We start from the raw sequence: 24,809 nt of genomic DNA, 5'->3' as shown, positions 1-24,809 counted from the left end.
TTTGTTTGGTTGAAAATTACTTTTCAAACTTTATTTTCTTGTAAACATCTGATAATGAGACATTTAAACCTTCTACAACGAAAAAATCTTCTAAACTATGAAAATCTTGATTGAGCCAAATATTAGGATTTTCGGAACGAGTATAAGTAGAAACCAGCACTTTCTTCGGACTTACATAGATAATTTGTTGAAGGCTGTCTAAGTGTTTGTATTCGGGAAGTTTATATTCTACATCAAACGTAGAAGTAGCGGGCGAAAGTACCTCAACAATAATATAAGGGTTCGTAATAATAGCATTAGAGTTCTCTTTAAAAACAGGCTCGTCTTTAATAATCATTACATCGGGCATATAAAATCCTCCTTCAAATTTAGGTATTTGTACACCTGAGTTACTGGCTAAAATATTCAACTCATCTCTGTTTGAGAATAAATTATAAAATATACCAATAAATGTCGAAACAAGTGTTTCGTGCCAATAAGAAGCTAATCCCATAGTAATGATTTCGTTTGCGTGGTATTCTACTTTAAAAGGTAGAGTAGAAGCAATTGATAAATAGTCTTCTTCCGAAGCAGGAATACTTACCAGCTCGTTTGTCTTTAACTGTTCAATGATGGTTTCTTGAAGGCTTTTAGCAACTACCATAGTATTCGTTTTTTTATCAAATATAGAAATTTATCAGAAACAATTCATTGAAGTCATTCTTTTTTATCTTCCACTTTTGCTCCATGCACAATCAACGCATCACGTACCGAAATGTTTATTTCAAAGCCCAAAATCAGAATCAAGGCAATAAGATAAATCCAAACCATAAGGGCAATTAATGTGCCTATTGAACCATAAAGTTTGTTATAGGAGTTGAAATTGGCTAAATAAAATGAAAAAAGGTTAGTAACTAAAATACCCAAAACCGAAGAAATCAACGCACCAAAATTAAAGAATCTCAGGCGTTTATGAACCGCTGGAGCAAAGTAATAAATGGCACAAATACCCAAATAGAAAATAAGAAAGATACCACCATAACGTACAATTTGCAACAAATAGAAGTTGAAGTTTTCGTTGAGAAGCCCTTTACTGAAAAGAAAATCAATGATAATTGTACCGACAATTAAGACCAAAATGGCCGAAATCAAAACTACAATTAACAGCAAAGTCAGGAATAATGCGATGAAACGAGCTTTTAGATAACTACGTTTTTCACGTACTTGCAAGGCCATATTGAAAGCCCGCATGAGGGCCATCATGCCATTGGTTGCGGCAAAAACCGTAAAGAAAAAACCAAACGAAAGCACATCACTGCGTCGGCGACTTACAATATCCTGAATCGTATTCGAGGTATTTTCATAAATTCCCCGCGGCATGGCATCACGCAAGAAATTCATGATTAAGACATCGAGATTTTCAATCGGCACAAAAGGAATAAGCGTAAATAAAAAGATAACCCCAGGAAAAACCGCCAACAAAAAACTATAAGAAACCGAAGCGGCACGCTGGTCAATATCGAAAGTGATGATTTTTTTCCAAAGGATTTTAAGTACATGATACAGCGAGACGGTAGTGTCCCATAAGTAAATGCTTTGGAGAAATTTAATGATTCGTTTCAAGGAAAAGTAATTCGTTTGTTCGCAAAGATGAGGATTTTTAAGCAAATTTAGCATTTTTTTTCACTGTTAAATCACTTAAAACTCTAAAAACTATATTTTTCTTTACTTACAATCTACTTATTTTATAACTAACAATTTTTGATTAATGATTGTGTCGGACAAATAAATGCGGACAAAATAAGTGCCACTCTGAATCAATCGGGGTAATGAAAAGTCTTTTTCGAGACTTGAAATATTATTTTCTTCCGCAATTACTCGGCCTAAAGCATCAAATAATTCAAATCGCCAAGTATTTCCCAAGTGTCCGTTTACTTTAATTTTAATGCCCATATCAGCAGGATTCGGGCTAACACTGGCCGAAAATCTCTCCGTAGAGTTTAGTTCAATGCTCGTGATGGTAGTTGATGACGGTGAAATGATAATACTTGTGCTACCCACCAATTTATCAGAAAGTTCATTGAGGTAGCATTCCAAATTTGTGTAGCCCTCTATACCTGTAAATTTCTTTGAAAGTTGTGTACCGTTGTGGTCTTGAGTATTCGGATTCAGACCATTGGCAGTTTCCCAAGCATCGGGCATTCCATCATTGTCAGTATCGGTTGGAGCGACTGGCTGAGTCGTAAAATCTAACTGAAACGCATCATTGAAATAGTCTGTACCGTTGATTGGCTGCGGGTTTATCACATTCTGCACGATTGGAGAAAATAACCTTCTATCCATCGGGTCACGGGGGAACGCTCCTACTTTTTTAGTAGCATATTCTCTTAATTCAGTAGCCGACGTTGGCGAAATAAGTGGAAATATATTGCGAGTACTCAGCTTTTGTGCTGAACCAAAATTAGTATTTGGAACATTTTGATTGAAATCATCGCAGCAATAAAACAACTGATAGTCAGCATATTGATTATATCGGTTCATCTTATTTCCCGAAACATACAGTTTGTTATTGGCATTATTCAGAAAATCGGCCGATGCCAATGGCCCATTATAAGCATTACGAACAACCGAATAATTATTCGTAAAATTCATGTTCAATCTAAAGTTTTTGCAATCGCTACCACCCGTAGTACAAGAGTTGTACCACGTCTGAATCTGCTGGTCCCAAAATAAATTAGAAGTGATTTCGATATTGAGCGGATTTGAACTGCAATAAGGCGACTCGCAAGAAATTTCGGGAAAACGCCCCCCAATCCGATTCCAAACATTATGGTGAATACTGATATTATCTTGCTGGTGATTGGTCACTGAATAATTGAGCAACATTCCCCCTAAATTGAAATGCTCGCCCAGTGTTTCGGAAAGCATACAATTTTGAACCGTAATATTGCGAGAATGGGAAATCTGCACACTTTCATCAATGGCATTTGCAAACGAGCAATGGTCAACAATCACATTGCTTGCCCCATCGAGCCGAAGGCCATCATCGAGTACATAACCCTGATTGGGTAAGGTTTGTGTGGGCTTCGGTCTTGAACGTAGATGTCTGATAATCACATTTCTGGAAACGGTATTTTGTTCATAGATTTCATCAAGAATGATTCCCCTCACAATAATTCCAGCGGGCGAAGTTTGCCCAGCTATCGTTACATCACCTTTAAAAACCTCAGCGGCACACGGAATCACGCCACTTACTTTAAACAAAATATACTTTGCTCCCGACTGATTGAGTCCGTATTGCAACGAACCCATGCCCGAACAGTTGAGATTTGTTACATAATAAACACTTCCACCACGCCCACCTGTGGCATTTGCACCGAAGCCCTCGGCTCCAGGAAATGCAGGAATTGTTTGTCCATAACAACTTATTTGTATAACAATCAGTAAAAGAAAAAAGAGGTTTTTCATGACTTGTAAATGATTGAGTTTTCGACCACGAAATTGGCACGCCTTCACAAAAAAGTCTTTCACAAAAGCGACAATTGCTTGTACAATTACGCCAAACTATGTTTTTTGAGCATTTTCTTGAAATTCAGAGGGAGTTTTATCGAAATATTTCTTGAAGATTCTCGAAAAGTAAGCAGGGTCGGAAAAACCAACCGAATAGGCAATTTCGGAGATTGTCTGATTGCCCAAAACTAATCTTTTAGCAGCTTCTTCGAGTTTTACTTTTCGGATAAAATCAGTGGGTGTTGCATTAGTTTCTTCTTTAAATTGTCTTTGTAGTTGTCTTAGGCTAACGTTTAGGTTCTCGGCAAGATTAGTTGGTAAAATCTCTTTTTCTAAATTTTTCAAGATAAAGTTAGTTGCTCTCGACTGAAATGAATCTGTGGCTACATATTCGTTTCCGCCAATCACTTGAAAGACTTTTTCTTGCACTGTAACCACCTCTTTCCGATTACGTAAAATCCTTACTATCAATACCATAAATAGTAAAAAAACAATAAGAACAACTATCCAAAACTGCTTTTCAAAAAACTTTCTCACCTGTTTCCAAACCGAGGCTGAGCCTTGCAAGGAAGTAGCTGTCCAATTATTCGGAAAGCCAAAGTCAGTTTTTTTATTGATACTCTCAAAAGCATAATTTGGAATCATGTCTTCTTCACTCAGAGGTCTGATATCGAGATACTCATCAGCATCATTTATACACACATCAATCTTGAAAGTTTGCCCTTCGTGTGGGCGAATACCCAATGCGGCCCACGAAATCCTAAATTCTATCACATAGCCCGAGTCAATATCAGCTTCGTTATTAGTAGTACCTTCAAACCTTGTGGCCAAATCCATAATAAAATGATTAGTAACGGTATCTTTAGGCACTTTATAATCTTCCACTTTCAAGAGGTATTTATCCCCTCCACGAAACACCGTCAGATTCCCCATAAAATCCATAATCAATTGATAATCATCATCATCCATTACGGTTTTACTATTATTTTGGGTATCGATATAAAACTCAATTCCATCATTAAATGTGAGTCGTGGGCTACCGTTTTTATCTTTGGCAAGGTCGGTAAGTTGTTTATCTTTTATTTGAAAAACGCCATAAAGATATGTTTCATCAAAACCAAAATCATAGCGAAGCACATTAGGCGATTTTACTTGATGAGAAGTTTGCTTAAACGAATAATTGACGGACGGCCAATCATTTAGCTCGCCATCAATTTTTGGGGAGTTATCTTGATAGTTAATCTGTATTTGTGCTTTTACTGAATAAAAAGATAAAAACAACAAAAAGAAAAGTAACTTTTTCATGGTAAATATTTGGCATCACCAAAGCTACAATTTTTCAACAAAAAATAGTAATTTATTCATTGAAAAGCCTTTTGTAGCTTGTCAGCAAGCCCAAGACAGGCCCAAGACAAAGTACCCAAAAGATTCGTAAATCATTAGAGAAGTACTTCAGCAGAAAATCAATTAGTTGAATAGAAAAAATAGTAATGGCAAAGCCAATACTCGTAACGAGCGTAATGATACTGCCACGACGCTCAACCAAGGCAAATCTTGAAACTAATGTAGAAAATTGCGGAGAATCGCCCACAACCGTAATGCCCCAAACGAGCATTAGGATTGAGAAAATTGGTAAGGGAAACTTCGTTCCAAAGGGTAAAATAAAACAACAAATAAGTGAGATTGCTAACTGAAACAAGGCAACTTTTCCACTCCCAATTCTAATTGCCAGAAGTCCACCGAGCCAACAACCAAGAAACCCAACTACGATGATAATAAAAGTAGCAATTGGTACATTAAAATTATACTCTGTATGAAAATGTAGATAAACCTTCCAAATTGCAGGCAGAAATGCCCAAAAAGCATATAATTCCCACATGTGGCCAAAATACCCAAAGGCAGCTGCACGTAATTTTGGAATCTTAAATATTACGGTTAATGCCTTGATAGAAAACTGATTATGTTGCAATGGCAAAGGTTTGTCTGGCAGTAATAACCAAAGTCCCCCCCCACCAATGAGAGAAACGAGGCTTATTAAAAACAAAAACTCTTTCCACGGTAACTCAAAACTAATGCCTTTCAGCAAATACGGAAATGATTTACCCAGCACCAAAGCTCCCACCAAATAGCCCATTGCTCGACCTAAATCCTTGCCATACCAATCAGCGGCTATTTTCATCCCGATTGGGTAAATTCCTGCCAGAAAAAGCCCAGTAAACAACCTACTTATCAAAACCAATGGCACATTCAGCGGAAACGCTGCAATGCTGATATTAGCTAAAGCCCCAAAAACTGCTGAAAACAGAAACAACCTCGAACTTAGCACTCGCTCAGGCACTGCAAAAATGGCATTGAGTAGCGTACCCAAAATAAACCCCAGTTGAACAGTTGATGTTAGCCAACCGCCCAGTTTTACACCCAACTCGGCTTCGATTTGAGCAGATACGGCATTCCCTGACAGCCAAAGGGTTGTTCCTGCAAATTGGGCAAAAACCAATACGATTAAGAAATAGGTTGGGCGTTTTGAGGATGAAGTCACGATTTGAAATATTGGGTTATAAAGACAAATTTGAGAGAAAAATGCCATAAATTTTCATTTTTCTGCATTTAATTTCAAAAAAGCAGGTATCAAATTCGTCGAAGAAAGTATATACTTTGTCGAAATTTTTTGGTTAGTAAGAGACGTTTTATACTTTTGCCCAAAGTTCACACTTTTGCTAATTATAGAGTATAAACATGACACATCCACTTTACGAACTCTTCAATAGCTTTGGCTTACTAACAGAAGCTGAAATTACATTAGTTCTAAGCCATTTCAAGCCTAAAAGTCATACACCAGGCACAATTTTGGTTAATTTCGGAGAAATTAACGATAAACTCTATTCCATAGAAAAGGGAATATTGAGGGAATTCTCAGAACAAGAACAAGACAACACCATTACGCATTGGCTCATGCCAGAAAACAATTTTGAGTATTTGGTCGATAGTTTTTTTGGAGCAAAAACCCTCTGAAATTGCCTTAGAAGTAATTGAAGATGCCAAACTCTGGCACATTACGAAGACCGATATTGATAAACTTTACGTAGAACTTCCGCAACTAAATGTTATTGGGAGGATGTTGCTCGAAGAAAATCTCAAAAAATATGAGCGATATAACGCCATGATTCGCCAAAACTCCGAAAGTCGCTGGAAATGGTTTAATGACAACTACGCTGGGCTTGCCAACCGAGTATCAGTTAGGCATATTGCCACTTTTCTGCACATGCACCGAGTTACGTTGAGTAAAATTCGCTCAAAACGAGCAAAGATTTAGTTTATTACGCACCAAGAAAAATTGTAGTTTGAGCTACATTTTTTTGTAGTTTAGGCTACTTTTATTTCTCAAAAACATTGCTCTACTTTGCAATAAGTAAGCCCCCGATGAAACTTGGCGGAATCGTGGGGGCTTATGTGTTTCATTTTTAATCATAAAACAGTGTAAAGTTATGAAAAAAACTTTTTTATCCTTAGCATTCGTGCTATCTATTTCTTTGGCGTTTGGTAATGAGACCAAGCCAGTTAGTTTCAGTAAAAAATCGAAAGAAGTTTCATTTACAAACCAAGGAAAAGAAACAAAGAAAAAAGCTACAAACGTTAATGTAGTGAAGAAAGTTGAAGTAGTTGAATGCTTTGTTCTAAGTTGTGGTACAGCTTGTGGTACATTTGAAGAACAACTTGGACCAGACGAAACAATGCTCTATTACAGTTTTTATGACACTGTATTTTGCAATAATGATTGTGAATGCTATCCGTAAGCCTCTTTCATAATGCATGAGGGTAAAAGTAGTTTTATTTTCTCATATTTGGCAAACAGGAAATTTATTGACACAATAAACCAAATACTGAATAAAAATAAAACTACTTTTCTCTTAATAAAAACTTCTCAAAGCTAATAGTAGTAATTCTTTTCTAATCAATCATGAATAAAGTAATAATGTATTCTCTTTACTATTTATTTGTTTTCTTTTCATTTGAAACAGATTATAAAGCGATTTATAAAATCGATTACATACCAAATCTTGCTACAAACAGCATTAGGACAGAGTTAGCAATCCTGATTATAGATGAAAACCAAAATTCCTCTTATGCTTCAAAAAATACTTTTAAGATGGATTCTGTAATGAAGTATGTAAGAGAAAACAACATAAACCCTCATGAGGTAATGAATGATAAACTCCCAAAAACTGGATTCAATCACTTTGTCCAAAAAAACTATTCTGAACGAAATATGAAAGTATCAAACCTAATCGCCATTGATAATTATATTTACATTCAAAAAAATGACCTAAACTGGCAATTGCACCCTGATACTTTGAAAATTAAAAATTACGTTTGCAATAAAGCAACCGTCAGCTACGAAGGTAGAGATTACACAGCTTGGTACACCACTGAAATCCCAATTCCAGATGGTCCTTATAAGTTTTGGGGACTTCCTGGATTGATTATTAAAATCTATGATACTGAAAACCATTACACTTTTACACTGGAAAGTTTTGAAAAATATACAGGACAACAGTACCCTACACCGTATCAAACTATAAAAAGTTTTGAGGTGACTTATGATAAATTTAGAGCTTTAAACAAGGAGTTTATTGAAAACCCTTTAAAGATATTAGAAAATAGAGGGACTAAAGTAATAAGTTTCAATGGTGAAAACCCTAATATTCAGTTAAACAAAAGAAAAGTAAATCCAATCGAAAGATATTGATTTATTTTCAAAGAATAGTGATTGAAAACCACACACCTTATGAAAAAAAACATCAAAACATTCAACTTTTCGCTCATACTCTTTCTATACTCGTTCATCACTAACGCCCAAGCCTACAAAGCCACTTATAAAATAACCTATATCTCAAACCTTACCAACAGCAGTGTAAGAACAGAGTCTGGTTTATTGATAATTAAAGCAAACGAAGGTTCGGTTTATGCAACCAAAAACTATTTTAAGCAGGACTCTATTCTTAGATTAGTAAACGCTGGTACAATTAGTAAATACGATGTCATGAATGATAGTTATCCACGTACATCGTTCAAAAATCATATCCAGAAAACATACAATAACCAAATGATGGTTGTACCGACCCAAATTATTGCAAATACTTACGTTTATTCTCAAAAAAACTCCCTAAATTGGCAATTACTCCCCGATACCTCGACCATCAAAGGCTACAAATGTGTCAAAGCCACCACTACTTTTGAAGGCCGAGATTATGTAGCTTGGTACAGCACCGATATTCCGATTTCTGACGGGCCTCATAAATTTTGGGGGCTGCCTGGACTCATCATAAAAATAGCTGATACCAAAAATCATTATACTTTTGAATTAGAAAGTTTTGAAAAATTTGCGAATAATTTCCCCAAGTTTGAAAGGTCAGACCCAACATTTGAAATTACTTACGAAAAATTCAAACAGTTACGAAAAGATGAAAATGAGAACCCTTTGAAAGTATTTCAGAGTCAAGGGTTTTATCCTGTTGGAGAATCCATTTCCAAACCCCTAAATAGAAATATTATTGAAAGATTCTAATGACCCACAAGCACGACCATGAAAAAGAGTTTTTATTACTGTCTAACAATTATACTCGTTTTTCCCTTTGGTCAGGTCTCTTTCTCCCAAACAATCATCACAGGAAAAGTGAGTGATAAGGCTCAAAACAAAGCCTTATCAAATGCCATTATCACGGTCAATAAACTCAATACCGAAATTACGATTGGTTATGGTATGAGTAAACCTTCGGGGCAATATGAAATCAAAAGCAATGCAAATGCAGATTCGCTAACGCTAAATATAAAAATGCTCGGCTACGCAGCCCAACGCATCAATATTGCCAATAAAAACCAAAGCATCAATTTTGAATTAGAAGAATCTTCGATTGAGCTGAAAGAAGTAAAAGTAAAACCCGACCCCATCAAAAAATACGGTGATACGCTTTCTTATGCAGTTTCGGCATTTAAAGATAAAAACGACCGTGTAATTGCCGATATTATCAAAAAACTACCAGGTATTGAGGTGAGTCCCAACGGTCAGATTTTGTATCAAGGCGAACCCATCAATAAATACTACATCGAAGGCATGGATTTGCTCGAAGGACGCTATAAACTCGCCAACGAAAACCTAAACGTAGAAGCCGTTACGGATGTTGAAATCTTAGAAAACCACCAACCCGTCAGAATGCTCAATGGTGTAGTTCACTCCGAAAAGGCGGCCTTAAATCTCAAACTCAAAAAGAATATCACCACAACTGGCCAAGTGTCTTTGGGGGCTGGCATTGACCCAGCATATTTACTTCGGGATGTAAATATTACCCCCATGCTTTTCACAAAAAACACCCAGTTTTTGGCCACTTATCAAACTAATAATGTAGGAAGAAATAGTGCTTCACAACTCGTGCGACTCACTCCAGGCGTTTACAGAGGAGAATCGGGCATTGAAAACAAACAAGATTGGGTGGGAATTCAAAAGTTGACGAATCCAGCATTCAAAGAAAATCGCTGGCTCAATAACAATAGCCACATTGGAAGCATAAACATACTAAAAAAACTAAAAAACAACCTCGAACTCCGCCTAATCGGTGACTATACAAACGATGTTCAACTGCAAACTGGCTATACCAAAACAACCTTTTTCGGTTCGGAAGCCGATAGTATTACGCTCTTGGAAAATAAGCGAAATGATTTGTATTTCAATAATCTGAAAACCGATTTTACACTACAAAAAAACTCAGCAGGAAAATACCTAAAAAACAGCCTACAAATAAAAGCCTACTGGGATAGTCAAACAGGAATCCTTAGGAATACCAACGGGACAATTATTCAGCAGGTAAGCGTGCCGTTCTATACTCTTTCTAATAATTACAAAGATTTTTTTAAGGTTGGTAAATCACTGCTTACCTTAAATTCAAGCATTAGTCTTGAGCGAAAACCACAGCAATTAAGCGTTTCCCCTGTGCCGTTTGCTACCTTGCTTAATGCCGATAAATTTATTCAAGACATCCAGCAAAATGTTTTGCAGTCGAGTTTTTTTACCGAAAATTCGGTGCAATACCTAAAATCATTGAAAGGATTTTCGTTTGATACCCAATTGGGCTTTTTGGTTGAGAAGCAGGCGTTAGAAAGTGATATTTTACTTCAAAATTTAATCAAAACTCGTTCAGTTGAGAGCGGAGAATTTCGAAATAATTTAAACTGGCTCAATCAAAAGTATTATGTGCATCTACAAAGCCGCTACCGTAAACAAAAACTTAATATTAACCTTTCGACTCTACTCAATTTTAGACGTTTCGCCATTGAAGATGCTGCCCTTAGTAAATCCGAAAACCTCAATCGTTTGACCTTCGAACCTCGTCTCGGTCTTAACTATGATTTGAATAATTACCTAACAATCAACACTTCTGCCAGTAAGAGCAATAGTTTTGGCGATATAAATCAAATGTATTATGGCTATTTGCTGACAACCTACCGAGAAATTAAGCGTATGAATGTACCTTTATTACAAACCAGCTCTTATTCGACTTCAGCAGGAATCAATTACCGAAATCCCGTAAATTCTACTTTTGCTTCGTTTACTTACAGCTATTCTTTTCGAGAAAACAACTTGCTTTTTACTAACATAATCAATCCGAATGGTAGTGTTGAAAGAAATGCCATTGAGCAAGATAATAATGCTTATAATCAGTCGCTTAACGGGAGCGTGAGTAAGTATTTTAGTAAAATAAAAACAACTCTTAGTATAGGGACTAATGTGTTTAAACAGCAGAGTCAGCAGTTTATCAATAATGGTTTGACCGAGGTAATTATGAATGGTATTAGTCCAAACCTAAGATTTTCGTCGAGCCTTTCAAAATGGTTTGGACTGGAATATGCTTACAAGCTATCAAGCATAAAAAATATTATTTCTGAGATTCCCAAACCCACCATTATACAGCAAAATCACGATTTAAAACTCAACTTCAACCCTGCTGAAAAGTGGTATTTTGGCATCATAACTGAGCTTTATATCAATAACTTTAATGCTACTCAAAATTTATTTTCAGATATAATATTCAGAAAAACCGTAGGTAAGAAAAAAATAGACTTAGAAGCGATTGGGTCAAATATTTTTAATTCCGAATCGCTTCTAAGTGTAAGCAATGGTGCTTTCAATTATGTAGAAACTTCTTATGATTTGCGGACAACACAAGTCGTATTTAAAGCCAGATTTCCGCTTTAAAATTCCCCCTACAACAACTCATCATCGGCAGGTTTGGCCGTTGGTGGAGTATATTTTTGGGTAGAATCTATATATGCACCTTCACCAGCTGTAAATACACAATCGCCTGATATTGAAACAGTTGAAGGCTTCAAGAATGTTCCTTTTTTGTATTCAAGGGTTTTATCGGCATATACACGCTGAAAGAAGCCGCCCCACGTTGGCATCGAAAGCCTTGCCCCTTGACCGAGATTTATATCACGAAAGTGAATCGTTGGGTCGTCGCCACCTGTCCAGCCGCCCGCTACGAGCGTAGGCGTAATACCCATAAACCAACCATCTGAGAAGTTTGAAGTTGTACCCGTTTTGGCAGCCACTTCGTTTCCATCTAATACTCCGTATCTTGATAAGCCCATCGCCGTACCTCCTGGTTGTGTTGCTCCACGCATGAGGTGAATCATCTTATAGGCTGTTTCTTGGCTGATAACTTCCTTACTATCAGAATAATACTCTTTAATTACCTCACCATTTTTATCCGAAATCTTGGTTACAAAAATCGGCTCGGTATATTTTCCTTGATTGGCAAAAACACAGTACCCCGCCATCAATTCATAGAGTGAAACATCACCAATACCCAAACAAATGGCAGGTACTTCTGGCAATTCACTCTTGATACCTAATTTATGAGCATATTTAATTACGTTCTCAGCTTTAAACTGATTTATCAAATAAGCACTCACAGTATTGATTGATTGTCCCAAAGCTTGACGTAATGTCAATGAGCGATAAGAATATTTACCATCAGAGTTTTTTGGAGTCCAACTTCCACCTGGTACTTGAATTGTTATGGGTTGGTCGGTTACGTGTTCGCAAGTCGAGAAACCATTATCAATGGCAGTACAGTAAACAAACGGCTTGAAGGTTGAACCTGGTTGACGTTTTCCTTGATAAACGTGGTCGTATTTGAAATGCTTGTAGTTGATACCCCCTACCCAAGCCTTAATATGCCCGTTTCGAGGGTCCATAGCCAAGAAACTCGAATGTAAGAAAAACTTATAATGGCGAATCGAATCCATCGACGAAAGCACAGTATCACGCTCGCCTTGCCATGTAAAGACCCTCATTTTGTTTTTCTTATTCATATCTCTCCATACCTTGTCCAAATCGCCATCATACTCGGTTTTCAACTCTCTGAATCGAGCAGTAGTTTTTGCGATACTTTCTATGTAATTGGGTATTTCTACATAACGCCCTTCTTTCGCTTTCGACTCCAACACCCACGGATTTCCCTTACCTTTCCAGTGAGCATAGAATTTCTTCTGTTGGTCTTTCATATTTTCTCGCAAAGCTTCCTCAGCGTAGGTCTGCATGTGCGAGTCGATAGTCGTGTAAACCTTAAAACCTTTTGTATAAATATCGTTGGCTTCGTAACCTTCTTTTACGATTTCGGCTTTCAACCAATCCTTCAAGAATTGACGGAAATAAGGTGCTGGCCCCGAATTATGACTTTCGGGCGAATAATTCAAGATAACTGGCTTTTTCTTGAGAGCTTCTCCTTGTTCGAGCGAAAGTTTATTGTACTTTACCATTTGGTCAAATACAATGTTTCGACGCTCTTTTGATGCTACTGGATGAAATTTTGGGTTAAACCTTGAAGGATTTTGACACATTCCTACCAAAATTGCAGCTTCTTCTGGATTGAGTTCGCTTGGTTCTTTTTTGAAATAAGTCTTTGCGGCCGACTTTATACCATAAGCACCACTACTAAACTCAACCGTATTAAGGTATTTCTCCATAATTTCCTGCTTTGTATAGCGGCGTTCGAGTTTAATGGCAGTAATCCATTCTTTTGTTTTTATAAGCAACTGGCGGATTCCCGGAACATTGTATAAGGGGCCTTTATAAAAATCATCTTCACGAAGTTTGAAAAGGTTTTTGGCTAATTGTTGCGAAAGCGTACTACCTCCACCCTTACTTTGGCCAGTAAAAATACCAGTAATCACACGCAATGTACTACGTGCATCAATACCTGAGTGAACCGTAAAACGGACGTCTTCGGTAGCTACTAAAGCATTTACTATATTCGGAGAAAGCTCATTGAAGTCTATTGGACTACGGTTTTCGTAGGCAAACTTGCCAATCACTTTTCCATCAGAAGAAATCACTTCTGACGCAATCTCGCTGTTTGGATTATCAATGTCATCTGAGCTTGGCATTTTTCCAAATAGCCAAAATAAATTGAAGTTAACAGCAACAAGAAAAACAATAAATGCAAGTACTCCGAAACCAGTAAATTTCCAAATATTACCAATAATCTTTCGATATTTGCCATCTGCAAGTTCAAAATAGTTAAATCTCATTTTTGTTGGGTCAGTGTTTGTATGTATGGTGTAATGAGTGCAGTTTGTATGCTGCCTTATAAGTTTTATACTTGTTCTTCAATCAGATACTCGTCTTTTTTAAAGTTTTGTTTTACGAAAAGTTCGCCGATAAATCCTGCTAAAAATAATTGCGAACCAATAATAATAGCCACCAATGCCAAAAAGAACAAAGGATTGTCGGTTACGTTTCGATAACGAAGACCTTGATTAATATTGTATAATTTCTCGAAAAGTAAATACATGGCCATTAGGCTACCAATCAAAAACGAAAGCACGCCCATTGTACCGAAAAAGTGCATCGGACGACGGCCAAATTTATTGACGAACGCAACGGTTAGCAAATCCAAAAAGCCAAAAATGAAACGTTCGAGGCCAAATTTGGTGGTTCCGTACTTGCGGGCTTGGTGTTGTACTACTTTTTCGCCTATTTTCTTAAAGCCATTCCACTTCGCAATAATAGGGATATTGCGGTGCATTTCGCCATAAATCGTGATACTTTTTATCACTCTCGATTTATACGCTTTCAAACCACAATTAAAATCATGCAAATTCACGCCAGAAACCCAACGAGATACACCATTGAACAATTTCGTTGGTAGAGTCTTCGTAATTGGGTCATAGCGTTTCTTTTTCCATCCCGAAACCAAATCGTATCCGTCTTCTTTTATCATACGATAAAGCTCTGGTATCTCATCGGGGCTGTCTTGCAAGTCGGCGTCCATCGTAATTACCACATCGCCTTTTGTATTGATAAATGCCGTTTGCAAAGCGGCGGTTTTCCCATAGTTTCGGGTGAACTTAAAACCTCTAACAGCCTGATTATTAGCAGATAAACGCTTGATAACCTCCCATGATTCATCGGTACTGCCATCATCAACAAACAATATTTCATACGAAAATTGGTGCTGAGTCATCACTCGTACAATCCAGTCATGAAGTTCGGGTAAAGACTCGGCTTCGTTGTAAAGAGGCACAACAATTGATATTTGCAGTGGTTGGTTCATATATTAGGAAATAGCCCCTTTTTTACTGAAAAGAGCATCGGCGAGGCTTTTAAAAAATCAAATAATAATCTTGCAATAAATCTCGAAATTCATTCGAGTAGGTTTTACCATCTTTTTCATGAATAATTAACGTTGTTTCTTCCAAATCAGGTACTTGATTAGTAAGAAATGTAGCAATTACTCTAAAAATAGGCTTCGATTCATCGTGACGAATCAGCATTTTTTTTGACAAATATAAGCCTTTTTTTTGTGCTATTTGTATCAATTTTTCAATCTCAAAAGGAGGCAACAAGACCACAAATCTACCTACTGAACTTAATAATCTTTTTACAGAATCTATCAAATCATCGAAACTTAGCTCAACTGCGTGTAAAGCCTTATTTGCCTTCGCATCATTTGATTTTAAAGATTGCTGATAAAACGGTGGATTAGAGATTATCAAATCAAAACTCGATGTGTGCGAAAAATCTTGAATCCGTTGGTGATGAATACTGATTTTTTCGGCAAATTTGCTCATCTGCACATTCATAATAGCCTGATGATAAGCATCTTCGTCAATTTCTACGGCATCAATTTGGGAGTTGGTTCTCTGAGCAATCATCAACGATAAGAGTCCAGTTCCTGTGCCAATATCTAATATTCGATTCACATTTTCAACGTCGGTCGATGCCCCCAAAATACACGCATCTGTGCAAACTTTCATGGCACAGCGGTCTTGGTTTATCGTGAATTGTTTGAATGTAAATGAATTTTTAGGCATTTTAATTTAGATATAAGATATGAGATTATGAATTATGAGTGAATAAAGAATTTCATATCTCATAATTTATATCTCATATCTAAAAAATCATTTCCTTCCAAAATCAGCGGGATTTTCGCCCCAATAATCAGTTTCCCATTTTAACACTTTATTCGGGTATGTATTTTCTTTGAGCCATTTTTCAGCACGTTCGAGTAAATCAAAAATCTCAGGATTTCCAGTCGATTCGTCGAGTTTTGTATTGGCTCGTTTGTTTTTTACCCAACTAATAGCAGTTCGAGAGTCTGAATAAATAGGTAACGAAGAATTATGCTTTTTTAAGTGAGCCAAAGCGTGTACGATAGCCAAAAACTCACCAATATTATTAGTGGCTTGCGGAAATGGCCCTTTATGAAACAATCGTTCTTTGGTTTTTAGATAAAACCCTTGGTATTCCATATCTTTCTTGACCGAATTCCAAGCAGCATCTACCACCACCGAATCTAAATTGGGCGGGGGGAAAGCTGATTTTGGAAGTTTAGTTTGCTTTGCTTCAGCAGCTTTTTGAGTATGTTTCCAGTAGTTTTCACCCAAAGCCTTCTCAGCTTCACTCTTCGACTCAAAAGCTTTGTATTTTGCACCTTGAACTCCCTCAACTTGCTTTTTACAATCATCCCACGAGTCATAAACTCCTTTTGTTCGACCTTCCCAGACTGTATAAAATTTTTGTTTTTTTGCCATTTTGCAAAATTGCAGATTTTTGCGGGTTTGAAAACAATTTCTGCAAAAAATTCATAAAAAAGCCTTTCCTCTTTGCAGAGAAAAGGCATACTTTATTTAGTGGTGATGAAGTTCTATTACGCTAAAATATCTTCTACTTCGTTGAATTCAAGGCCCCACGCATCGGCAACACCTTTATAAACAACTTTACCATTTGCTACGTTGAGTCCTTTTTTCAATTCTTCGTTTTCGCTACATGCTTTTTTCCAACCTTTATTGGCCAACTGCACTGCATACGGCAAAGTAGCATTCGTAAGAGCTAACGTTGATGTATATGGTACTGCACCTGGCATATTTGCTACACAATAATGTACAATATCGTCAATGATAAATGTTGGGTTTTCGTGCGTTGTTGGCGTACAAGTTTCGATACAACCACCTTGGTCAACGGCTACATCAACTACAACCGTACCCGGACGCATCAATTTCAACATATCACGAGTAATCAAATGTGGAGCTTTCGCACCCGGAATCAATACAGCACCAACTACTAAATCAGCCTCGGCAATTGCTTCACGGATATTATAATGATTCGACATAATAGTTGTTACGTTTTGTGGCATAATATCCGACAAGTGACGTAAACGTGGCAAACTCACATCCATAATCACAACTCTTGCACCCAATCCAGCGGCCATTTTAGCGGCTTGTGTTCCTACAATTCCACCACCTAAAACCAAAACTTTGGCTGGCGGAACTCCCGGTACACCTCCCAACAAAATACCTTTTCCACCCGATGGTTTTTCTAAGTATTTTGCTCCTTCTTGCACAGCCATACGTCCAGCAACTTCCGACATAGGCACTAATAATGGCAAGCTACGGTCGGTTTTTTCTACTGTTTCGTAAGCCAAACAAACTGCACCACGCTCAATCATGGCATGAGTCAATGGCTCAGATGAAGCAAAGTGGAAATAAGTGAATAGTAATTGGTCTTTCTTGATTAACTTATATTCTTGCTCAATCGGCTCCTTTACTTTGATAATCATTTCGGCAATGCCATAAACCTCTTCAATCGTCGGTAGCATTGTTGCACCTGCTTGTGTGTACTCTGCATCACTAAACCCACTACCTATACCAGCAGTTGCTTGTACATAAACTGTGTGACCGTGTTTTTTCAATTCTGCTACTCCAGCAGGAGTTAGTGCTACTCGATTTTCGTTGTTTTTGATTTCTTTTGGTACTCCGATTATCATAATACTGGTATGTTATATTGATGAAGTGTAATTGCTCTCCGCTACGGCAGAACCATAGCGGAGAAGTATATTTTTTTATGATGAAGTATAATTGCACCACAAAATTAGTATATAAAGAAAATATTATTGATATATTTGAAAAAATAAGAATTATTTCATGAAAATTATTAATTTTAAGGAAATTACTTCTAATAACATGTATTTTAGAAGTTCTGAAAAGAAAAAAATTCTGTGCTAAATTATCAGCATCAAATTATATTAAGCCCTGATAAGCATTAACTCATTAAATATTATGATACTCGACGAAACTGATAAGAAAATCCTCAGATTACTGCAAGAAGATGCACACCTAACCCTAAAAGATATTGCACAGCAGATAAACCTTTCACTCACGCCCGTTCACGACCGTGTGAAACGTTTGCAACAAGAAGGAATTATTGAGAAATACGTAACGATTTTAAATAAAAAGAAATTGGGGCAGAACCTGACGGTTTACTGTCAAGTTACACTCATTAAGCAAACCCACGATACCTCTGAGGGTTTCAATCAATCAATTATGAATCTGCCCGAAGTAGTAGAATGTAATTTTGTGTCTGGTAGTTTTGATTATATGCTCAAAATCGTTGTGCCTGATATGGAAAGCTATCATCAGTTTCACCAACAAAAATTATCGGTACTATCGGGTGTTTCGTTGATACACAGTTTTTTTGTGATGTCGGAAGTAAAAAGCACAACCGTTTTGCCGATTTGATGTTTGATGTTTAGAAAAACTTTTCCAACTTCTGAGTTCCCAAAAAAGAAATCACATCAAAAATACCGCACGGGCGGACTCTCATCAAGCATTCATCATTAAACATCAAACATTAAAAAGTCAACACGCAAATCTAAATCCGATTCCGTGTACGTTTTCGATTTTGATTGAAGGGTCTTCGGCGAGCATTTTTCTTAGGCGAGTCACGAATACGTCGAGGCTACGCCCCAAGAAATAATCGTCACGCCCCCAAATAGCCGTTAAGATTTCATCACGCTTAATGACTTGATTTTTGCGTTCGCACAGAAACTTCAATACTTCTGCCTCTCGGTGCGTAAGTTGCTCAGTTTTTGATGGAGATTTTAAGCTAAGCTCTTGATAGTTGAAATCATATAAACCCACTTTCCATGCTGTAAGGCCCTGAATTGGGTCTTTTGAAACCTCTTTACGTTTCAGAAAAATCTTTATTCTAAGACACAACTCTTCAATACTGAAGGGCTTCGTCACATAATCATCGCCACCTATTTTCAAACCTGCAATGCGGTCTTCTTGCATAGTTTTGGCAGTAAGAAAAATAATTGGCACTTGCTGATTTTGCTTCCTGATTTTTTCGGCTAAAGAGAAGCCATCTAATTCAGGCAACATCACATCGAGTAAACAAAGGTCATATTTATCTTTACTAAAACTCTTCCATGCTTCTTTGCCATCTTGGAAATGCACGATGTCATAGCCTTCGAGTTCGAGATTATCTTTTGTTACAAACCCCAAATTTGGGTCGTCTTCTACATATAAGATTTTAGGCATTGTTGAATAGTTATTGGGGAATGAGTTATTGGGAAACTGGTCAAAAAACATAATTTAAAACTACAGAGAAACTCTAATGATTATCAGTAAATGATTCATTGCAGAGGTATTACTTACACATCTCCACAGTTTTCTAATAACTAATAACAGGTTTCTCCGTAACCAGTCAGCCAATAACTAATTTTCTTGTTTCATAATTACTTTAAAAGTGCTGCCCTGCCCTACTTCGCTCTCTACTTTTATTTGCCATTTGTGTGCTTTAATTATTTCGCTAACATAGCTTAGCCCCAATCCAAAGCCCTTAACATTGTGCAAATTACCAGTTGGTACACGATAAAATTTCTTAAATATTTTCTCTAAACTTTCTTTCGGAATACCGATGCCATTATCAATTACCGAAAACATCAATGAATCGTCTGTGTTTTCGGTACGAATCGTAATACGTGGTGGTTTTGGCGAATATTTAATGGCATTTTCGAGCAAGTTTCTAATCAAACTCACTAACTGCGTTCGGTCGGCATAAATACTTGATTTTGTAGCATTTAGCTCTATTTTCAAACAATCTTCCAGTTCGGCTTGCACACCTTCGGTTACTTCATTTATTAAACTGTGTAATTCTTGCAATTGAATATCAAGTTGCATTTTACCTCGCTCCAAACGGGCAGTATTCAGTACCGTTTCGACTTGCGTTTTAAGACGATTATTTTCTTGACGAATAATCTGAACGTATTTTTTCAAACGCTCAGGTTGTTCCATTATTTTAGGCTGACTCAAAACATCGGTAGCGATACGAATCGTCGAAATAGGTGTCTGAAACTCGTGTGTCATGTTATTCACAAAGTCACGCTGTACTTCACTGAGGCGTTTTTGACGTAAAATAACAAACATTGCGTAGCCAAAAAATACCGTAACAATGAGTGTAATCAACGAAGAAATGAGCCAAATATCGAGCCTGCTGGCCAAATAACTGGTTTTGCTCGGAAATCTTACACCAAAATAATTGAGATATTTGTCAGTTTTCGGTAAAGGTTTGGTCGAAACAGTACTTGTCTCGAAATCTGAATCAATATAAGAGCCGTAAACGATTTTTTCGCTTTCACAGTCATAGATACCATATTCAAAAGGCGTATTGAGATTTTGCTTCTTGAACTCTTCTTTCAAGTAATGCTCCAGCACATCGGCATCAAGTGGCACTCGTAGATTGGCTACGTAATAATCAGAAGAAAGTTGCGTAACTGGGTTATCGAATTTCGAGAGTTTATAAAGCGTAGAGATTCTGTTCGCTACGTTTCGCAGCGAAATCATGACGGTCTGTCTAAATTGTTGTTCTTTTAAGTCGAAAGCACGTTTTACCCAGTAGGCCTGCACAGCAATAATTCCCGTAATCGAAAGCGTACCGAGTAAAACCAGAAGTCTGATTGTATTTCTATTCAAAACGGGACAGTTTTTTCGTAAAAATAGCTAAATCTTACTTCATAACAAAAAAATAAGTATTGTTTGTAAAATTCTTATTGAACGGACAATCATTTGGCAACGGCATATTCCTTTAAAAACCATGATTTTTCTTTGAAAAAGCAAATTTTATCTCTTAATTTGTTTAACCAAATCTAAAAATGTACTTTTGACACTTATTAATTAACCCTAAGCAATATGCAAAAACTACAAACACTTGACTACTTAGTTTTTCTATTTTATTTTATCATTGTTGCAGGCTACGGCTACTGGATTTATAACAAAAAGAAATCGGCTCAAACTTCAACCAAAGACTTTTTCTTGGCCGAAGGCTCGCTTACTTGGTGGGCAATTGGAGCCTCATTGATTGCTTCAAATATCTCAGCCGAGCAAATGATTGGTATGTCGGGCAATGGGTTTTCGATGGGCTTGGGTATCTCAACTTATGAGTGGATGGCAGCTGCTACCTTAATTATCGTTGCAGTTTTCTTCATGCCTATTTACTTGAAAAATAATATCTCAACCATGCCGCAGTTTTTGAGCCAACGCTACAACAAAACTGTGAGTTTGATTATGGCAATCTTTTGGTTATTGCTTTATATCATGGTAAATCTAACCTCAATTCTATATTTAGGAGCATTGGCCGTTTCGGGTATTTCGGGTTTAGATTTTTATTCTTGTATGGTTTTCTTGGCAGTTTTTGCTATTATTATCACCATCGGTGGTATGAAAGTAATTGGTTTTACCGATGTAATTCAGGTGTTTTTCTTGGTAATTGGAGGTTTGGCGGCTACTTATCTGGCCGTAACGTTGGTTTCTGACAAATACGGTATGGAAGGTTTGACAAATGGTTTTAAATTAATGACTCAGAACCACGACGACCACTTCCACATGATTTACCCGAAAGGAAATCCAAATTATATGTCACTTCCGGGTCTGACGGTGTTATTTGGTGGTATGTGGATTGTAAACCTTAACTACTGGGGTTGTAATCAATACATTACTCAACGTGCTTTGGGTGCCGACCTCGACACCGCTCGTAATGGCCTATTGTTTGCAGCATTCTTAAAATTATTGATGCCTGTAATCGTAACGCTTCCAGGTATTGCAGCTTATGCTTTGTACCAAAAAGGTATGTTCCAACAAGAAATGTTGGGTGTAGATGGCACTTTTAACCAAGATAGAGCTTACCCTGTTTTGTTGAATCTCCTACCTGTTGGCTTAAAGGGACTTTCGTTTGCAGCACTTACAGCGGCGGTTGTGGCTTCATTGGCGGGTAAAGCCAATAGTATTTCGACAATCTTCACTTTAGATGTTTTCAAGCCATATTTTGCTAAAGATATGAGCGAGAAAAAACTCGTTGTAGTAGGTAGAATTGTAATCGTGATTGCCATGATTTTAGCGATTGTAATTTCTCCGTTTATGGGAATTGAGAAAAAAGGTGGTTTCCAATTCATTCAAGAAATGACTGGTTTACTTTCTCCAGGTATTTTTGCTGCATTTATTATGGGCTTTTTCTGGAAAAAAACCAATTCGGCAGGTGCATTTTTCGCTATCGTGGGTGGCTTCTTGATTGCCTTATCGATGCACAACAACTGGCTCCCAGGAGCAGATTGGAGTACAATTCCATTCCTTGACCGTATGGGTTGGGTATTCGTTATTTGTATTGCCGTAATGTTTGTATTGAGTTTGGTTTTACCCGACGAAAAGAAAGGCCTTGAAATTGATACTTCGATGTTTAAACCATCAAGAAGTTTCACCATCGGAGCCACTATTGTTATTATTACAATCGTTTTCTTATACTCATATTTCTGGTAAGATTTCAAGCTAAACTATTAATAAAAAAACATTCTAAATCGGTACTGCGAGAAATTGCAGTACCTTTTTTATTTATCCACTTATTTTAAAACGAAATCGCTACTTTTGCAGAAATTAATACATTCAATTTAAAATCCACCTTTGGGGGATATGGGTTATGAAAATTGCCGCAATAGATATTGGTTCAAATGCTGCCCGAATGCAGATTTCGTCGGTATTGACCAACAAAAATAAAATTAGCTTCAAAAAGGTTGAATACGTGCGTTTTGCTCTACGTTTGGGTATGGATGTATTCAATTCGGGTAGTATTTCGCACGCAAGCGAGGCCCGTATAAAAAAACTTTTACAGGCGTATCAACTCTTAATGGAACTCCACGAAGTAGATGCCTACATGATTTGTGCTACAAGTGCCATGCGTGAAGCCGAAAATGGTGCAAGCATTGTTGAGAGAATTCATAATGAACTCGGCATGGAAATTCATCTGATTGAAGGCGAGCAAGAAGCAGAGTTAATTAATAATGTGATTGTAACCGTACTCGACGACGACCGCACCTATTTGCATATCGACGTGGGCGGTGGTAGCACAGAATTAAATATCTATAGAGGGCACCATAAAATTGCGGCAAAATCATTTAAAATTGGGTCGGTACGTCTGCTCGAACACAAAGAAGCACCCGATGTATGGAAAAAAATGCAAACGTGGGTAAACACCAATATTCCAAGCCACGAAAGTGTGATTGCAGTAGGTACAGGTGGCAATATTTCGAAGCTTTTCAATATGATTGAAAACAAAAAAGAAAATAAAGCCAGCCTGAAAGACCTTGAAAAAATGCGTAACTACATCGAAAAATTTAGTTTGGAAGAACGTATGAATAAGCTCCAACTCAACGCCGACCGTGCTGATGTCATTGTTCCTGCATCAGATATTTACATTTCGGTAATGAAATGGGCTGGTGCAACCGAAATAATGGTGCCTGATTTAGGTCTGAAAGATGGCATTTTGATGCTCGTTTATGAGACTTTAATGAATGAAGAATAAAACGAGGATTTATAGCAAAAACTCAATGAAATAGTCATTGAGTTTTTTTATTTCAAAGAACAACTTTTCAACAAATAAACTTTCATGAAAAGGAACAAAAAAACTCAACAACTTTCGTCATTGAGCTTTCTTGTGCGTTAAACCTTAAATAAATTCTTATAACATTTTCTTGATAATTTCTTCTACTGAAATATTCTCCGCCTCAGCCTTGAAGTTTCTTACTAAACGATGACGAAGCACCGATACTGCTACGGCTTTCACATCTTCAATATCAGGCGAGTATTTACCATTGATCAGGGCATTACACTTTGCACCTAAGATTAGGTTCTGAGAAGCTCTTGGGCCTGCACCCCACTCTAAATATTTATTGGTTTCGGCTGATGCCATTTCTGAATTTGGGCGGGTTTTGTGAACTAATCCAACGGCATATTCAACCACGTTATCTGGCACTGGCACACGACGCACCAAGTGCTGAAAGTATAAAATTTCTTCGCCCGTAAGCACTTTATTGACAGTAGTTTTGCGGTCTGAAGTTGTATTCTTAACAATATCAAGCTCTTGCTTGTATGAAGGATAATCGAGCGTTACCATAAACATAAAACGGTCGAGTTGTGCTTCTGGCAATGGGTATGTACCTTCTTGTTCGATTGGGTTTTGAGTAGCCAATACGAAAAATGGGCGACCAATACTGTGCTTTGTTCCGCCAACTGTTACTGCAAACTCTTGCATGGCTTCGAGCAAAGCTGATTGAGTTTTAGGTGGCGTACGGTTAATTTCATCGGCCAAAACGATATTAGCAAATACTGGGCCTTTGATAAAACGGAAATTACGCTCATTATCAAGGGTTTCGGAACCCAAAATATCAGATGGCATTAAGTCGGGCGTAAACTGAATACGGTTAAAGTCCAAATCAAGTGCAGAAGCTATTGTTTGAATCAATAAGGTTTTGGCAAGACCCGGTACACCAACCAATAGACAGTGACCTTGACAAAAAATGGCTGTTAGGAGTAAACGAACGGTTTCGTCTTGTCCGACAATCACCTGTCCGATTTCTGTTTGTAATTGATTAAATGCCACTTTGAGGGCATCTGCAGCTTCTACGTCCGAAGTAAATTTAACTTTGCTCATTTAT

22 protein-coding genes are annotated in these 24,809 nt (G+C 37.3%); 9 read left to right on the top strand and 13 right to left on the bottom strand.

The window, feature by feature from the left end; translation table 11 throughout:
• Nucleotides 1–16 precede the first annotated feature (16 nt).
• From IEX65_RS22045 to IEX65_RS22025, 5 genes are all read right to left on the bottom strand, one after another.
• Nucleotides 17–643 carry a Uma2 family endonuclease gene (locus IEX65_RS22045; protein WP_188769397.1) on the bottom strand — a complete coding sequence of 209 codons (627 nt, stop codon included), beginning with the start codon at nt 641–643 and terminating at the stop codon, nt 17–19.
• Nucleotides 644–696: 53 nt separating this feature from the next.
• Nucleotides 697–1,602 (bottom strand): YihY/virulence factor BrkB family protein, encoded by a 906-nt coding sequence (locus tag IEX65_RS22040; RefSeq protein WP_188769395.1) that lies wholly within the window; start codon nt 1,600–1,602, stop codon nt 697–699.
• Between the two features lie 117 nt (nt 1,603–1,719).
• Complete coding sequence (locus IEX65_RS22035) at nt 1,720–3,447, bottom strand: T9SS type A sorting domain-containing protein (RefSeq protein ID WP_188769393.1); 1,728 nt, start codon at nt 3,445–3,447, stop codon at nt 1,720–1,722.
• 96 nt (nt 3,448–3,543) lie between these two features.
• Complete coding sequence (locus IEX65_RS22030; RefSeq protein ID WP_188769391.1) at nt 3,544–4,794, bottom strand: helix-turn-helix domain-containing protein; 1,251 nt, start codon at nt 4,792–4,794, stop codon at nt 3,544–3,546.
• Nucleotides 4,795–4,846: 52 nt separating this feature from the next.
• Nucleotides 4,847–6,028, bottom strand: a complete 1,182-nt coding sequence (locus IEX65_RS22025) for an MFS transporter (RefSeq protein ID WP_229250831.1) — start codon at nt 6,026–6,028, stop codon at nt 4,847–4,849.
• Nucleotides 6,029–6,225: 197 nt separating this feature from the next.
• Here IEX65_RS22025 and IEX65_RS22020 point away from each other — a divergent pair, with 197 nt between their 5' ends.
• The 6 genes from IEX65_RS22020 to IEX65_RS21995 all read left to right on the top strand — a co-directional run bounded on the left by IEX65_RS22020 (nt 6,226) and on the right by IEX65_RS21995 (nt 11,737).
• Nucleotides 6,226–6,501 (top strand): cyclic nucleotide-binding domain-containing protein, encoded by a 276-nt coding sequence (locus IEX65_RS22020; RefSeq protein WP_188769386.1) that lies wholly within the window; start codon nt 6,226–6,228, stop codon nt 6,499–6,501.
• Complete coding sequence (locus tag IEX65_RS22015; RefSeq protein ID WP_188769384.1) at nt 6,482–6,802, top strand: cyclic nucleotide-binding domain-containing protein; 321 nt, start codon at nt 6,482–6,484, stop codon at nt 6,800–6,802. Before IEX65_RS22020 ends, IEX65_RS22015 begins: the two co-directional genes overlap by 20 nt.
• A 172-nt stretch (nt 6,803–6,974) precedes the next feature.
• A complete protein-coding gene (locus IEX65_RS22010; protein WP_188769382.1) occupies nt 6,975–7,283 on the top strand; it encodes a hypothetical protein in 309 nt (102 codons plus the stop codon).
• A 164-nt stretch (nt 7,284–7,447) separates the two neighbouring features.
• Complete coding sequence (locus IEX65_RS22005) at nt 7,448–8,236, top strand: GLPGLI family protein (protein WP_188769380.1); 789 nt, start codon at nt 7,448–7,450, stop codon at nt 8,234–8,236.
• A 39-nt stretch (nt 8,237–8,275) separates the two neighbouring features.
• The gene (locus IEX65_RS22000; RefSeq protein ID WP_188769378.1) at nt 8,276–9,055 is read left to right on the top strand and encodes a GLPGLI family protein; all 780 of its coding nucleotides are present in this window, start codon (nt 8,276–8,278) and stop codon (nt 9,053–9,055) included.
• 18 nt (nt 9,056–9,073) lie between these two features.
• Nucleotides 9,074–11,737 (top strand): carboxypeptidase-like regulatory domain-containing protein, encoded by a 2,664-nt coding sequence (locus IEX65_RS21995; RefSeq protein ID WP_188769376.1) that lies wholly within the window; start codon nt 9,074–9,076, stop codon nt 11,735–11,737.
• 8 nt (nt 11,738–11,745) lie between these two features.
• Here the strand turns inward: IEX65_RS21995 and IEX65_RS21990 are convergent, their stop codons facing one another.
• The 5 genes from IEX65_RS21990 to ald all read right to left on the bottom strand — a co-directional run bounded on the left by IEX65_RS21990 (nt 11,746) and on the right by ald (nt 17,813).
• On the bottom strand, nt 11,746–14,076 hold the full coding sequence (locus tag IEX65_RS21990; protein ID WP_188769374.1) for a penicillin-binding protein 1A: 2,331 nt from the start codon (nt 14,074–14,076) through the stop codon (nt 11,746–11,748).
• A 65-nt stretch (nt 14,077–14,141) separates the two neighbouring features.
• Nucleotides 14,142–15,101, bottom strand: coding sequence for a glycosyltransferase family 2 protein (locus IEX65_RS21985; protein WP_188769364.1), 960 nt, complete (start codon nt 15,099–15,101; stop codon nt 14,142–14,144).
• Nucleotides 15,102–15,150: 49 nt separating this feature from the next.
• Complete coding sequence (locus IEX65_RS21980) at nt 15,151–15,861, bottom strand: tRNA1(Val) (adenine(37)-N6)-methyltransferase (protein WP_188769362.1); 711 nt, start codon at nt 15,859–15,861, stop codon at nt 15,151–15,153.
• A gap of 87 nt (nt 15,862–15,948) precedes the next feature.
• Nucleotides 15,949–16,581: a ribonuclease H1 domain-containing protein gene (locus IEX65_RS21975; protein WP_188769360.1), complete on the bottom strand. Its 633-nt coding sequence runs from the start codon at nt 16,579–16,581 to the stop codon at nt 15,949–15,951.
• A gap of 116 nt (nt 16,582–16,697) precedes the next feature.
• Nucleotides 16,698–17,813, bottom strand: a complete 1,116-nt coding sequence (gene ald / locus IEX65_RS21970; protein WP_188769358.1) for an alanine dehydrogenase — start codon at nt 17,811–17,813, stop codon at nt 16,698–16,700.
• Nucleotides 17,814–18,105: 292 nt separating this feature from the next.
• Between ald and IEX65_RS21965 the strand changes: the two genes are divergently transcribed.
• On the top strand, nt 18,106–18,564 hold the full coding sequence (locus IEX65_RS21965) for an Lrp/AsnC family transcriptional regulator (RefSeq protein ID WP_188769356.1): 459 nt from the start codon (nt 18,106–18,108) through the stop codon (nt 18,562–18,564).
• A gap of 120 nt (nt 18,565–18,684) precedes the next feature.
• Here the strand turns inward: IEX65_RS21965 and IEX65_RS21960 are convergent, their stop codons facing one another.
• Nucleotides 18,685–19,368 carry a response regulator transcription factor gene (locus tag IEX65_RS21960; RefSeq protein WP_188769354.1) on the bottom strand — a complete coding sequence of 228 codons (684 nt, stop codon included), beginning with the start codon at nt 19,366–19,368 and terminating at the stop codon, nt 18,685–18,687.
• Between the two features lie 177 nt (nt 19,369–19,545).
• Entirely contained in the window at nt 19,546–20,802 is a 1,257-nt protein-coding gene (locus IEX65_RS21955) for a sensor histidine kinase (protein ID WP_188769353.1), read from the bottom strand.
• Between the two features lie 216 nt (nt 20,803–21,018).
• Between IEX65_RS21955 and IEX65_RS21950 the strand changes: the two genes are divergently transcribed.
• Nucleotides 21,019–22,638 (top strand): sodium:solute symporter family transporter, encoded by a 1,620-nt coding sequence (locus IEX65_RS21950; RefSeq protein WP_188769351.1) that lies wholly within the window; start codon nt 21,019–21,021, stop codon nt 22,636–22,638.
• 157 nt (nt 22,639–22,795) lie between these two features.
• Nucleotides 22,796–23,677, top strand: a complete 882-nt coding sequence (locus IEX65_RS21945) for a Ppx/GppA phosphatase family protein (protein WP_188769349.1) — start codon at nt 22,796–22,798, stop codon at nt 23,675–23,677.
• Nucleotides 23,678–23,833: 156 nt separating this feature from the next.
• Here IEX65_RS21945 and IEX65_RS21940 read toward each other — a convergent pair whose 3' ends face one another.
• Nucleotides 23,834–24,805 carry an AAA family ATPase gene (locus tag IEX65_RS21940; protein WP_188769347.1) on the bottom strand — a complete coding sequence of 324 codons (972 nt, stop codon included), beginning with the start codon at nt 24,803–24,805 and terminating at the stop codon, nt 23,834–23,836.
• Nucleotides 24,806–24,809 lie beyond the last annotated feature (4 nt).

This window comes from Emticicia aquatilis, from assembly GCF_014644295.1.
GTDB lineage: Bacteria > Bacteroidota > Bacteroidia > Cytophagales > Spirosomataceae > Emticicia > Emticicia aquatilis.
Note: the sequence above shows the minus strand (reverse complement) of the source record. Positions and strands in the feature narration are given on the sequence as shown.